The 12,326-nt window shown below is 49.8% G+C and carries 12 protein-coding genes and 1 tRNA gene; 8 read left to right on the top strand and 5 right to left on the bottom strand.

The features are described 5' to 3' along the window. The first annotated feature begins 29 nt into the window (after nt 1–29). Nucleotides 30–106: transfer RNA gene (locus tag OXR04_RS00615), tRNA-Pro, on the top strand. A 138-nt stretch (nt 107–244) separates the two neighbouring features. Here OXR04_RS00615 and OXR04_RS00610 read toward each other — a convergent pair. Continuing rightward, on the bottom strand, nt 245–1,015 hold the full coding sequence (locus OXR04_RS00610; protein ID WP_267371730.1) for a DUF3800 domain-containing protein: 771 nt from the start codon (nt 1,013–1,015) through the stop codon (nt 245–247). Between the two features lie 246 nt (nt 1,016–1,261). Here OXR04_RS00610 and OXR04_RS00605 point away from each other — a divergent pair, with 246 nt between their 5' ends. The 5 genes from OXR04_RS00605 (at nt 1,262) to OXR04_RS00580 (ending at nt 6,931) form a co-directional block, all read left to right on the top strand. Further along, entirely contained in the window at nt 1,262–2,875 is a 1,614-nt protein-coding gene (locus OXR04_RS00605; protein ID WP_267371733.1) for a restriction endonuclease, read from the top strand. A 1,225-nt stretch (nt 2,876–4,100) separates the two neighbouring features. After that, the gene (locus tag OXR04_RS00600) at nt 4,101–5,105 is read left to right on the top strand and encodes a hypothetical protein (protein WP_267371735.1); all 1,005 of its coding nucleotides are present in this window, start codon (nt 4,101–4,103) and stop codon (nt 5,103–5,105) included. A gap of 14 nt (nt 5,106–5,119) precedes the next feature. Beyond that, nucleotides 5,120–5,494, top strand: a complete 375-nt coding sequence (locus OXR04_RS00595; protein WP_267371737.1) for a hypothetical protein — start codon at nt 5,120–5,122, stop codon at nt 5,492–5,494. A 445-nt stretch (nt 5,495–5,939) separates the two neighbouring features. Continuing rightward, nucleotides 5,940–6,143 (top strand): hypothetical protein, encoded by a 204-nt coding sequence (locus OXR04_RS00585; RefSeq protein ID WP_009089095.1) that lies wholly within the window; start codon nt 5,940–5,942, stop codon nt 6,141–6,143. A 71-nt stretch (nt 6,144–6,214) separates the two neighbouring features. Beyond that, nucleotides 6,215–6,931 carry a 4'-phosphopantetheinyl transferase superfamily protein gene (locus tag OXR04_RS00580; RefSeq protein WP_267371740.1) on the top strand — a complete coding sequence of 239 codons (717 nt, stop codon included), beginning with the start codon at nt 6,215–6,217 and terminating at the stop codon, nt 6,929–6,931. A 156-nt stretch (nt 6,932–7,087) separates the two neighbouring features. Here the strand turns inward: OXR04_RS00580 and OXR04_RS00575 are convergent, their stop codons facing one another. From OXR04_RS00575 to apbE, 3 genes are all read right to left on the bottom strand, one after another. After that, entirely contained in the window at nt 7,088–8,740 is a 1,653-nt protein-coding gene (locus OXR04_RS00575; RefSeq protein ID WP_267371743.1) for a multidrug ABC transporter permease/ATP-binding protein, read from the bottom strand. 96 nt (nt 8,741–8,836) lie between these two features. Beyond that, nucleotides 8,837–9,478 (bottom strand): DNA oxidative demethylase AlkB, encoded by a 642-nt coding sequence (alkB, locus tag OXR04_RS00570; RefSeq protein ID WP_009089090.1) that lies wholly within the window; start codon nt 9,476–9,478, stop codon nt 8,837–8,839. Further along, nucleotides 9,478–10,527, bottom strand: a complete 1,050-nt coding sequence (gene apbE, locus OXR04_RS00565; protein ID WP_009089088.1) for an FAD:protein FMN transferase ApbE — start codon at nt 10,525–10,527, stop codon at nt 9,478–9,480. The genes alkB and apbE overlap by 1 nt, the downstream gene beginning before the upstream one ends. Nucleotides 10,528–10,698: 171 nt before the next feature. Between apbE and OXR04_RS00560 the strand changes: the two genes are divergently transcribed. Then, complete coding sequence (locus tag OXR04_RS00560) at nt 10,699–10,809, top strand: hypothetical protein (RefSeq protein WP_009089087.1); 111 nt, start codon at nt 10,699–10,701, stop codon at nt 10,807–10,809. A gap of 152 nt (nt 10,810–10,961) precedes the next feature. Continuing rightward, a complete protein-coding gene (locus OXR04_RS00555; RefSeq protein WP_009089085.1) occupies nt 10,962–11,153 on the top strand; it encodes a hypothetical protein in 192 nt (63 codons plus the stop codon). Nucleotides 11,154–11,170: 17 nt separating this feature from the next. On the opposite strand, the gene ompC is transcribed toward OXR04_RS00555, so the two are convergent. Further along, nucleotides 11,171–12,289 carry a porin OmpC gene (gene ompC / locus OXR04_RS00550; protein ID WP_009089083.1) on the bottom strand — a complete coding sequence of 373 codons (1,119 nt, stop codon included), beginning with the start codon at nt 12,287–12,289 and terminating at the stop codon, nt 11,171–11,173. Nucleotides 12,290–12,326 lie beyond the last annotated feature (37 nt).

Raw genomic sequence — 12,326 nt, 5'->3', positions numbered from 1 at the left:
GATAACCAGTAGACTAATCCTCCAGTGTTCGGCACGTAGCGCAGCCTGGTAGCGCACGGTCATGGGGTGTCCGGGGTCGGAGGTTCAAATCCTCTCGTGCCGACCAACCAATTTCCCCGTCATAGCAGTTTTTGATGAGTGACCACGGCGATTACAGTCATCATTACCGCCTCGTTTTTTATCTTTGGAAAGACGATGCAATTTGATCTTTCACACTTAAATTAGTGACCAATCGTTAAATAACTCACGACAATTCTTCTCGACGCACAAGAGGTACATTGTAGTCAGCCCTAATTGGCATGGTATCAGGCACCCTTCTCATCTCTAACGGAAAATGCCAGATGTTAAAGTCTTTGTTTGGGTAAGTGTCGTAATGAAAGACATCCCAACCCAATAATGCAGCCATGCGCTTAAATGCGATTTCTTTTGCTACAGATAACTCTAATTGTGGGTTGAGAAACTTCAAATAGCCAGAGTTTACAGCGCCAGTGAGAATGTCTACGACTTGTAATCCAGGATGATGTTTTGAATCCTGCATCGTTACTGATTGAACTAATTTTTTGACACCTTCCATTGCAAGCATGTTGTTCGCAATGATGCCTGTAACTTCATCATTCTTCTTATACTTGTCAATTTTCTGATCGATGATTACTTCAAGAGGCTTCTTTAGCTGACGTGCTGTATTTTTAACCAGCATTGTATATGTTTGATAGAAAGCCGTTTCTTTGTCAGTCTGCCAGTTACGGTAAATATTCTTGACGACAATGATTGAATGGAAGCAGCAAGAGTTTTTTAGCACCATTTGAAGCAACTCAATGCAGATGTTCGCCTGACCCGCACTGTTTTTGATCTTTGACCATTTTAGCTCGCCAACAATGCCGTACTTATGCTTCAATCGCAAAACGCGCTCATTGAAGATTTCAAGTGTGTCCTTACGTATGCACAGCAAACCTATGCTATAACAGCGGTCACTCCCTGTAGTACCACTTTCATCACCAAACGCTATATATTCCATGCTTTTGTTTACGCGCTTCTACCCATCTTCATGGGGTTAATCTTTCATCTATCTTAAGATCGAACCTGTCAGCTGGCAACAAGATTACTAATTTTGAGATGTCAGCCAATTGCTTTTTCTTAAATTCTATAGATTGATTTGATACTTATAGAGTAAATTAAGGGTAGTTTAATTAAATTGATGGTTGCTTGAGGCAACTTTACTAGTTAGAAACCGAAGTTTCGGTTGGAGTCTGTGGGGACTGGAATGGGACGGAGATCAGGATTTGAAGGTTTTATACGTGCTGCAGGCAGAGCCGCTGCTGCGGCAGAGCGTGAGCGTAAGAGATCAGAACGTCAACATTATGCCGAAGTTCGCCGTATAGAGCGTGAAATAAAGCGTGATAATGCACAAAGACTTCGTGAGCAAAAAGAGGCTGATAAGTTATCAAAAATCATGTATCTGGAAGAGCGGCAAGATGAAGTGTCAGATCTAAACGCTGAGCTTAACGAAAATATCACCGCGCTTACTACACTTCTGGAACACACTCTCAAATTTGACGATTCGATTGATTTTTCGGCTTTGAAAAAAACCCCGAAATTTGAAGATTTCAAGACACCTAAACATCTCTTACCTGACCCTGAGCCTGAGGTGAAAGCTGTGAACGTCCCGGCGTTATGGAAGACTATTTTCCCGTGGGTAAAGAAAAAATATTATCGAGACTTGCAGAGTGCAGAAGAATTGTTCATTAAAAGTAAGGAGGATTATGCAATTAAACTATCAAAACAAAAAATTGAGCTTGATTCTTTAGTTGCTGATTATCAGACTCGTAGAACTGCTTACCTTCAAGAAATCAAAAACCAACACGATGAAGTTGACCAGTTTGAGCAAGACTATCTTAACTGCGATCCTGACAGCGTGTTGGCTTATTGCGAAATGGTGTTGACGCGCTCTGAGTATCCTAAAGACGGCTTTCCCCAAACTTTTAGGTTGGCATACTTACCCGGCAACAAGGAGTTGGTGGTTGAATACAATTTACCTGAAATTTCAATAGTACCTCGTGAGTTGGAATACAGATATGTCAAAACAAGAGATGTCATAGATGCGAAAGCACGGAAGATTAGTGAGATTAAAGAACTTTATCAAAACATCATCGCTGCAATCACACTACGCACAATGCATGAGCTTTTCGAAGCTGATAAGGCGTCTGCTTTAACGTCAGTTCTGTTTAACGGTGTAATTGAAACTATCGATCCTACGAGCGGGCATGACACAAAAGTCACATTGGTATCTGCCCGTGCTCACAAAGACGATTTCATGCAAATAAAACTCGAAAGGGTTGAAAAAAGTGCATGTCTTAAAAGTTTGGGTGCACAAGTTTCAGGGCGACCCGATGAACTACAAGCAGTGAAACCTATTATTGAGTTCAACATGGTTGACAAGCGCTTCATTGAGCAAGGCGATGCTCTATCTGGGCTTGAAATAAGACCAAACCTTATGGAGCTTTCACCGTCTGAGTTCGAAGTATTGGTATCAAATCTTTTCAGTCAAATGGGGCTAGACACAAAACTCACCAGAGGTACAAAAGACGGAGGTGTTGATGCAGTTGCATTTGACACTCGTCCAATTCTAGGTGGCAAAGTTGTTATTCAGGCTAAAAGATACAAAGACACTGTCGGTGTCAGTTCTGTTAGGGATCTATACGGAACAATGATGAATGAAGGGGCTAACAAAGGAATTCTGGTATGTACGAGTCAATACGGTAAAGATGCATACCGGTTCTGCGAAGACAAACCGATTGAACTTATTGATGGAGGCGGGCTTCTTTACCTTTTGAAGGAGCATGCTGGCGTCTCAGCACGTATCAACCCCAATTTTTGAACACTGATTAGCTGACAACTACTGCTTGTAGCGAATGTTATCAAGATAAATACAGCACAAGATGTTAGTTAAGTAATCTGTAGGTTTTGGCTTAGGGCAGAAATTTCTGCCCTGCTTAATATTTGTTATCCCAATAAATCTACTACAGGACTTGCTTTCAAGTGACTATACTGAGTTAACATGCCGATACTTTTGTTCCTAAAGATGCACTATAACTGAATTGTGTTTAGCCTTTTCTCGGCATAAAGTATAATAGCAGTGTTTCTGAGGATGAGAAAACAAACACCAGTTAATTTCACGCTTCTCAGCTCTCTTGAATGCCTGTGATACAGTATAAACAACGTACTGAAACGGTATCTGTTTGTCTCTACCCTAGAATAGTTTTTTTAGTAGGAAGAGTGCTACAGGTGAGAGTGGAGCACCTCGGCTTTCACTATTTTTAGTTTCCGTCAGATGTATAACCTTAGCCCAAACTTAACAATACTTGTTTTGGCACTCAAAATTAACTGCACCTCACAGTTTCGTATGTGAGCATCACGGTTGGCTTCATTCATGGACTAATGACATCAAGTAATATCTTATATAATAGAGGTTAAATGATATTTTCATGTGGTTTTTCAGGCGAAGGTAATTTAACTAATTACACCACATCTGCACACTTAATTCCTTTATTAGCACTCGCCAAATGCAATATCGTGAAAGTCATTGTATCTCGAGTCGTATAATCCCACCAAAAAGGTTAAAGGATTAATAACAAAATTGGCTCTTTTATTTATGGATTATACGCTTCAGCCTCTCTCTTTTTTGCAGCTTTTAATTTTTTATTTCTTTGCTTCATATCACGATGTGGATGAAGACTTAACATCGCTCCAGCAATCTGCTGTTAATTAGGAGCCTTAAAAGAATTGCTATACTTTTCATACTCAAGGAATATCATGCTCTGATCTCGCGCGCCCTATAAAAACCTACTTGATAACAGATGTTGTTTTGCACAGCAGCAGTTATACTTAAATCTATAATTAATAACCTACACCCAAAAATTTCATTTCGAGAGAAATATAAAATTAAATAAAAACTATAGAGTAACACTCTTCAATTAAATGAAAAAACTTTAAATGTCGGATTATAATATTTATTTACATACATTTTTTAATATTATTGGTGAATTAAATGCTATCATATGGCAATATGCTTAGCTGTCTACTATTTCATCGGAGGAAATGGAATGTCACGCAACCTCGCACCTGCCTACTGCATCATTCAACAACCCGGTAACCTTGATTTCCAGACCAGAATGCTTTTTCGTGATAGTCATTCAGAGTCTGCCCGCATCTTCAAGCAAAACAATGCAGACACTCTTTGGCTCAATCCGGGACAGATAGCGATCGTGATAGACCCAGCCTCTAAGCCAACCCTTCAGATGCTTAATGCTCTACGACAGGCAAAACATAAAACTAACAGAGCGTTTATTGGCGTTAGCTCTGATGAAGCCAGCTTTTTACAACAACACTACGGTTTAATCGCTGCCCTCACCACATCAGGAGATAACATTTTTAGCACAGTTGGAGACATTGGCGAAAAGTACTTTTCAGAAATAGAAAATACCTTAAAAAAGATCGAAACGAGTTATCAGAATCAGTTTCGAATGCAGGGTACACTAATCAGTCAACAATTTTTCATTGAACGTAACCAACTTTTTCACCAATTAAAAGAACTGGTAAATAAGCCATTATTAAAATCTTTAACCCGCTATACAGTGAAGTTTAAACCTTATGAGGATATGCGTAGAGCACTCAATCTCTCCAGCCGTTCTCTGGTGCATGAATGGTCAACTGCGGGACTCGGGGGCATACCAGGCTATTCAAATTATGTTGGTAATGCAGCAAAAGCAGCAAAATTTCTAAAAACCGGTGGCTACATAGGCATTGGATTTTCGCTTATTGGAACAACAAACGATGTCGTCAATGCTTGTGTTAAGGGACGCGAAAACGAATGCAAAAGAACTGCATTCAAAGAGTATGGTAAATTTGGTGCATCAACATTATCGGGTGTTGGAGCAGGTGCATTTGGCTCAGCGGCTGGACTAGGAGTATGTGCGGCAATTGGGATAGCCACAGCAGGAACAGGGGCAGTAGTCTGTGCAGCTGTAGGGTCTCTGGCTGCTGGCTATGCAGGTGCTAAAGCAAGTGACGCTGCGATGGATACGATTTATCAATATATGGGAATATAAAAATGAAATCGGCCATGATGGTTTTAATCATCCTTCCCTTTTGTTGCCTGGTGATAAGTTTTATTTTATATCTGGTCAACAGATCGCAATATCAACGTCTTATTTCAGACTTCCAAAAAGGACGTACACTTCCTGCGCCTTATCTTTTTCAATGTAATATGGGATATCTGGGTTCACCACTAATGACCTGGTTTTTCGTTCGACTGAAAGATAAAAAGAAGATTTTCTTTTTAGAGCAAAAAAGCCAGAACTATGACTTCGCCAGTGAGCGTAAAAACCAGGAAAGGATCGACAGCCTGAAACCCCTTTATTACACATTTTTAGCCGGTTTCTTTTGCTGCTTTCTGTTAGCGTTTATTGCAATCCTGATCAGATTGAATGTGGTTTAAGCACAGAGCAATAGTGGGCGGCCTGCGTTTACGTCGTCATGCCGCCGACTTGATCAAATCCCCCTTTCCTCGCGTCCCCGCCAATCCGATCTATACTTAACAGCCTGTGGGTAACAAGAGGAGAGTTTATGACCTTTATTGAAAAAGACGATCCAACAGAAGCACCTGAGTCAGGCGATAAGCAACCTTCCCCGCCAGACCAGAAGTAACCCACCAGGGCCGCGCGTGACGCGGCCTTTTTCTGTCCGCGTACTCCCTGTTCGTATATTCAGATTAATCCTGCCAGCCGTTAACATTATCTCTGCAATCAGCCAGTTATGGCTTGCAGCAGAGGTGGATCCGCCTCACAGAAATCATCTCCCGCTACGCTTTTTCATCAAACTGAAACAAAAATGTCACAGAAACGCCTTACCCTGAATTCCCCTGAAACTGACGGATAATGTGTATGGCGATTAAAGCAAAGAGCCTGAAAGATGCAGAAACGTTATTGCACTCAGGCATCAGCAAAGTGGAACTGGCGTATGACATCGGCAGCGACGATTTCTTTCGCCTGGCAAGCCACTGGTGCGACCGCGGCGCGCGTATCAGCAAAGGTCATCACCATTTTGTTGTTTCTCTGAAGAGTTTTGCCATCCCGCCCAACGACTGATCCCGGCAGGCTGCTTGCCCTGTTTGCATGCACCTGATTTAATGCCGTTTTGGCATCCATCATGGTTCCGCATGCGCTATCCCGACCTGCCGCTGCCGCCTGTTGCAGGCGGCTTTATTCTCTCCTCGCACCTGAGCCACAGCGATCCGCTGCTGGCGGTGAGTCACTTTAATCCGCACGCTTACGATGAGGCACTGGCTGCTGCCTGGGGCATCACGCTGCCTGCCCGCCTGCAACAGGCCGTCAGCAAACGTCGTGCCGAATACCTGGCCAGCCGGATGCTGGTGAGGTCGGTCATGGCAGAGCTGGGCATCCCTGACTTTATCCTGAACAATGCCCCCGATCGCTCTCCCTGCTGGCCGGCGGGTATCCAGGCGTCGCTGTCACACAGCGCGGGCGTTGTGGTCGTCGCGGCAACGCGTCAGTCCTGCGCTGTCGGGGTCGATGTTGAACAGATCATGCCGGAGACGACGGCAAACGACATGGCTGGGCTGCTGATGAACGCGCAGGAGCAGCAACTGCTGCGGTCGCTGCCGGTCAGCTTCAGTGCCGCCGCGACCCTGCTGTTCTCCCTGAAAGAGAGTGTTTACAAGGCACTCTGGCCCCAACTGCATCAGCCGATGGACTTTCTTCAGGCGGCGCTAATGTCGGTGGATTGTGCCCGACAGCGCGCCACGCTGCGGCTGACTCAGCACTTCAGCGAGCGATTTCCGGCGGGCACATTATTACAGGCGACATTTTTGTGGCGTGAGAATCTGGTGATAACGCAGGTGGTGCATCCGGTTTAAAAAACCGGCTAAACAACGCAGCTTAGCCGGGGGTAAACACAGACGAAAGAAGAAGTTTCAGGATCGCAGAAACCGCTGTTTCTGCTGTCCGCTACAGTAACCGCTTTCAGGTGCGGCCTGCCAATACGCTTTTTTGCTAAGTTTTGCCATCTGCCGCTAAAGGCCGGTGTCGGTGCGTTTTACCGAGTCGAGCGTGGCGAGGTCGCGCTCATTTCCGGTCAGCTCGGTTAACTGCCCTTCGCGCATCTCCAGCAACCGGTCAGCGTGAATGAAATAGTGATCGTCATGGCTGATAGCAAATACCGTTTTGCCCGCTTCCTGCAGCCACGGCAGCAGCTCACGATAGAAGATGCGACGGAAATGGGGGTCCTGATCGGCCGCCCACTCATCCAGCAGCAGCACATCCCGCTCCTCTGCCACCGCCAGCAGCAGTGCCAGGCGCTTGCTCTGTCCTTTGGACAGCCGGAGGTTCAGCACCTTATTACCGGCAAGTTTCAGCTTATCCTGCATCTTCAGCCTCTCCAGCCACTGCTGAACCAGCGCCGGATTGGCCGGAACCCCTTCCCGCCCGATGAGCCGATCAAACAGGTGCAGATCGGTAAAGACCGCCGAGAACTGACTGCGCCAGCGATCGAGTTCATCTGCCGTGATCGGCTGGCCATCCAGCAGCAGCGTGCCGGACTGCGGCTGATAAAGCCCGGTCAGCAGCATCGCCAGCGTCGATTTCCCGCTGCCGTTACCGCCAATCAGAAAGACCAGCTCTCCCCGGCGCAGCGTCAGATTGATCGGCCCGACCTTAAAGCCGTTGTCACCGTAGTGGAAGGAGACATCACGTAACTCCAGCGTCTGCCACGCCGCGGTAGCGGCTGGCGCGTGGAAGCCGGCCTGATAAGGAGCGAGATCGAAAGCGTTAAGCTTACGGAACGCCACCTGCGCGCTGAGCAGCGTAGGCAGAGCGCCGACCGCCGAGAGCAGCGGCGTGCGCAGAAACAGCAGCGTCAGGGAGAAAGTCGCGGCGACGGCCGTGTCAGCCCAGCCCAGGCTGTTGGCCATAAAAAAGACGATGCCGATAGCGCCTAAGGTCATGATGTTCGACCAGTTAACCGCACTGAGATGATAGGTGTCGGCCCGCACAATATGATGACGCCAGGCGCGGGCATCTTCCTGATAAACCGTGTCGTAGACCTGCTGAGCGCGCGACCGGTTAAGCTGCAGCTCTTTACGCCCCTCTATCACCGTCTGGTAATCGCGATAGAGGCTATCTTCGATGTCCCGCAGCTTCGCCATATGCTGATAGACCCGCGAGACCAGCAGCCAGCCGCCCACCAGCGTGACGGCCATCCAGAGACTGGTCACCAGTAACATCTCCGGAGAGAGCCAGGCGAGATAGATCGCCGAACCGAGGGTAATGATGACGCCCTGAAACAGCTCCGGCAGCCGCACAAAGGCCAGCGTAATGGCGCGCACATCGCTGGTCAGCCCGGCCAGCAGCTGGGCACTGCCGAGTTGCTCAATGCGCTCGACCCGGGTGTCGAGAATACGTTTGATAAATTCACCGCGCAGCCGCCAGACAAACTGATGGCCGAGCGTCGTCAGCGCCAGCTGCGAGGCGAGCGTGACCGCCATCAGCACCACCAGCTGCAACAGGAACTGCGGCAGCACCGCAAAAGAGGTGTTAATGGCGACAATCATTTCGCGGTTGATGAAGGCAATCATCCCGATGCCCAGCACTGCGCTTAACAGCGTCAGGACAATCACCCCAATGAAAGGCCAGCGGAACTGGCGAAAAACAACGTGTAGCAACGTCATGCAGGCAATCCAGCAGTCAAAAAACAGCCTGCAGTGTAATGGGATGCGGAATGATAGCAATAGTTATTCTCACCACGCCGCACCGTGCCTCAGGGCTCAGAAGGCGCGGCGGAACGTGAGGTTATAACGCCAGGCGCCCACCAGCGGATGCACGCCGGGCTTGAGCGGCAGGATACCGTGATAACGCAGGCGTGACGGCCCGCCCCACACCACAATGTCGCCATGTTCCAGCAGCACCCGCTGGGTAGCGTCGCCCCGCTCAAAGCCGCCAAACTGAAACACGGCCGGTAGCCCCAGCGACACGGAGACAATGGGCTGGCGCATATCTTTTTCATCTTTGTCCTGATGCAGCGTCAGCTTTGCGCCCGGTTCATAGCGATTAAGTAAACAGGCATCCGGATTGAAGCCGGGAAAGCCCGCTTCAAGGGCGGCCTGTTGCGCCAGGGTGCGAAACAGGGGCGGCATCGGGGGCCAGCGGCGGCCATTAAGATTGTCCTGCTGCTCATACTGATAGCCGCGCGAATCCACCGACCAGCCAAAGTCGCCGCAGTTGGTCATCGCGACCGACATGCGGTGCCCGCCGGGCGTAATGCGGTGGGCAAACGGATTCTGTTCTGCAATCGCCATCACCTGCTGATAGAGCGTTTCTGCATCCTCACGCGCGCGGCGGCGCAGGATCACGGCGCCTTCTGCCAGCGGCTCCTGCCAGGGTTGCTCTTCACTAAAGAGATCTAACATCAGGGTTCTCCGGTCGTTTCAGCGGGGATCAGGAAAGCAGCAAACTGCGGCGACATCCAGCTGACAAATTTATCGCCCTGTTTGCTGATCAGATAGACCGCCAGATGCTGTTCGAGTGCCAGCGCTTTGGCTTTCTCCGTGCCGAGTACCATCAGGCCCGTATCCCAGCCATCCGCTTCCAGCGCCGTGGTGGCAATCACCGTGGCGGAAACCAGCTTATGCTCAATAGGCCGTCCGGTAACGGGATCGATGACATGAGAAATCCGTTTGCCGTCCAGTTCATAATAGTTGCGATAGCTGCCGGAGGTGCTGATGCCGTGGCCCTGCAGATCCACGCGCGCCTGAACGGCATTCTCGCGGTCAGTAGGTTTCTGGATCGCCACCCGCCAGGGCTGCTGCTGCGCATTCAGCCCGCGGCTCAGCACCGCGCCGCCCACCGACACCAGATAGTTGTTGATGCCGAGCTGCTCCATCAGCCGCGCCAGATGATCGGTCGCAAAGCCCTCGCCGACGGTTGAGAGGTCAACATAGAGTCCCGGCAGATCTTTCTGCAGCCACTGCCCCCCGGCGCCCTGCACCACCCGCAGATGCTGCAGACCGGTCTCCGCCCGGGCGGCCGCGATCTGTGCAGCATCGGGCGTGTGGACGGGCTGTTTCGTCGGGCCGAAGCCCCACAGATTGACCAGCGGGCCGACGGTGATATCCATCGCGCCACCGGTTTTACGGCCAATCCGCAGTGCGGTGGTGACAATGTCTGCCATGTTTTCACTCACCGGCTGCGGTGTGAGATCGCGGCTTTGGTTAAAGCGTGACAGCGCGGAGTCCGGCTTCCACGTCGAGAGTTCCGCATCGTCAGCATCCAGCCGCTGCTGAATACGCTGCTGCAGTTCCGCCTTGCGCGCCTGATCGACACCCGCAAGGCTCACCCGCCAGACGGTTCCCATCGTTTTCCCTTCCAGCACCAGCGCCGGTTCAGCCGCAGGTTTATCGCAGGCCACTAATGACAGTGCCAGCACTGCTGTAAGCAGCAGATTAGTCTGATAACGCATCCTTCCTCACTTGTAACACTTTATTCCGACCTGCTACAAAGCATAAACTTCGGGTAAAGACGCTTAAAGAGAGTTGAATCTCTCTGTTAAGCCCCTCAAACTTGACCCGTCATCTACCCTCTGCCCGCCTTTAATCAGGCGATCGACATTCATTTAATAAAGGAGCAGCAGATGATCTATCTGATTCTCGCCATTGCCCTGGGGCTGTTTGTTTTCAGCACCTATAAAGTTCTGCATCAGCGTCGTCATCGTCACATGCTCCCTTCCCGGCCGCGCCATTAACAGGCTGCACTGCACCGGCGTGGGGCAATCTGCTCCCGTCGGGCGCAGCAAGTGTATCAAAGCAGGCGTAAAGTCTGTGGCTGTGAGAGCGGTTAAGCTGGCATGAATTCTGCACTGTTGAAACAGTGTTTATCTCTGATGAGAGGTGCAGAATGAAAAATTCCGGATGGCAGGCAGCCTGGCAGCACTGGCTGAGCTTTTCAGCTTTCACCCTGGCGGGTGTGGCCTTTGAAGGTGCGCGATTTGGCAGCGTGGTATCGCCAGAAACCACGGTGGCGGAACCGGCAAAATGGCGCAAGGCTGACGCGGTCAGCCCGCAGGGTCACGCAGGAGCGCAGCGGTAACTGCGCTCCCTGTTGACTCAGAACTGGTAAACCAGACCCAGTGCCACCACGTCGTCGGTATTGATACCGGCTGCGTCGGTGAAGTCGTTGTCGTCCAGCAGGTTGATCTGGTAATCAACATAGGTGGACATGTTTTTGTTGAAGTAGTAGGTCGCACCGACATCAACATATTTTTTCAGGTTCTGTTTGCCCCAGTTCTGCACGTCGGTGCCGCGTGAGGTCACGTAGGCCAGAGAAGGACGCAGGCCAAAGTCGAACTGATACTGGGCAACCAGTTCCCAGTTGTCCGCTTTATCGGCATAACCGTAGGCTGAAGAGCTGTCACTGCTGTCGCCGAAGCGGGTGGCGTTGTAAGAGCGTGAGTACATGGCCGCCAGGTAGACGTTGTTGGCATCATATTTCAGACCACCGGTGTAAACTTCCGCCTTATCACCCCGTCCCAGGATACCCTCTGATCCGCCATTCTGGCGGTTCGTGCGATCGGACTGGAATGCGGCTGCACCGATACCGAAACCTGAGCCCAGATCATAGGTGGTGCTCAGACCCCAGCCGTCACCATTCTCACCCAGCACGTCGCGGCCACCAGCCGACTCGGTGTTGTTATCATTTTTGCCCTGATACTGAACCGCAAAGTTCCAGCCATCCACCAGACCAAAGAAGTTATTGTTACGGTAGGTCGCCATGCCGTTGCCGCGCTGGAACATGAAGTTATCAGCGCCATAGGTATCCCCGCCGAACTCTGGCAGCACGTCGGTCCATGCGCCGATATCGTAGGCGACACCGTAGTTACGGCCGTAGTCGAATGAACCGGCATCACCGAACTTCAGTCCGGCAAAGCCCACGCGGGTATAGCTGTCGGCAGTGCCTTCAGCCTCGGAGTTGTTCAGCGCAGCCTGATATTCCCACTGACCATAACCGGTCAGCTCGTTGCTGATCTCCGTTTCACCTTTGAAGCCAAAACGAACGTAGGACTGGTCACCGTCAGAGCCATCGTTGTCAGAGAAGTAGTGCAGACCGTCAACCTTACCGAACAGATCCAGTTTGTTGCCGTCTTTGTTATAAATTTCAGCTGCGTTTGCTGATCCTGCTGCTGCCAGTAATGCAGGGATCACCAGGGAGAGAACGCGACGTTTCATTTTATTACCCTCTGTTATGTGCCTTTATAATTTGCCA

Origin of the sequence: Pantoea sp. GM_Pan_3 (assembly GCF_026541045.1) — a bacterium.
GTDB lineage: Bacteria > Pseudomonadota > Gammaproteobacteria > Enterobacterales > Enterobacteriaceae > Pantoea > Pantoea anthophila.
Note: the sequence above shows the minus strand (reverse complement) of the source record. Positions and strands in the feature narration are given on the sequence as shown.

Coding starts and splice junctions, on each gene's coding strand:
- OXR04_RS00595 (WP_267371737.1), top strand. CDS start 5,120: ATGATGGTTTTAATCATCCTTCCCTTTTGTTGCCTGGTGATAAGTTTT.
- apbE (WP_009089088.1), bottom strand. CDS start 10,527: ATGCGTTATCAGACTAATCTGCTGCTTACAGCAGTGCTGGCACTGTCA.
- OXR04_RS00580 (WP_267371740.1), top strand. CDS start 6,215: ATGCGCTATCCCGACCTGCCGCTGCCGCCTGTTGCAGGCGGCTTTATT.
- OXR04_RS00555 (WP_009089085.1), top strand. CDS start 10,962: ATGAAAAATTCCGGATGGCAGGCAGCCTGGCAGCACTGGCTGAGCTTT.
- OXR04_RS00605 (WP_267371733.1), top strand. CDS start 1,262: ATGGGACGGAGATCAGGATTTGAAGGTTTTATACGTGCTGCAGGCAGA.
- OXR04_RS00610 (WP_267371730.1), bottom strand. CDS start 1,015: ATGGAATATATAGCGTTTGGTGATGAAAGTGGTACTACAGGGAGTGAC.
- OXR04_RS00560 (WP_009089087.1), top strand. CDS start 10,699: ATGATCTATCTGATTCTCGCCATTGCCCTGGGGCTGTTTGTTTTCAGC.
- OXR04_RS00585 (WP_009089095.1), top strand. CDS start 5,940: ATGGCGATTAAAGCAAAGAGCCTGAAAGATGCAGAAACGTTATTGCAC.
- alkB (WP_009089090.1), bottom strand. CDS start 9,478: ATGTTAGATCTCTTTAGTGAAGAGCAACCCTGGCAGGAGCCGCTGGCA.
- OXR04_RS00600 (WP_267371735.1), top strand. CDS start 4,101: ATGTCACGCAACCTCGCACCTGCCTACTGCATCATTCAACAACCCGGT.
- ompC (WP_009089083.1), bottom strand. CDS start 12,289: ATGAAACGTCGCGTTCTCTCCCTGGTGATCCCTGCATTACTGGCAGCA.
- OXR04_RS00575 (WP_267371743.1), bottom strand. CDS start 8,740: ATGACGTTGCTACACGTTGTTTTTCGCCAGTTCCGCTGGCCTTTCATT.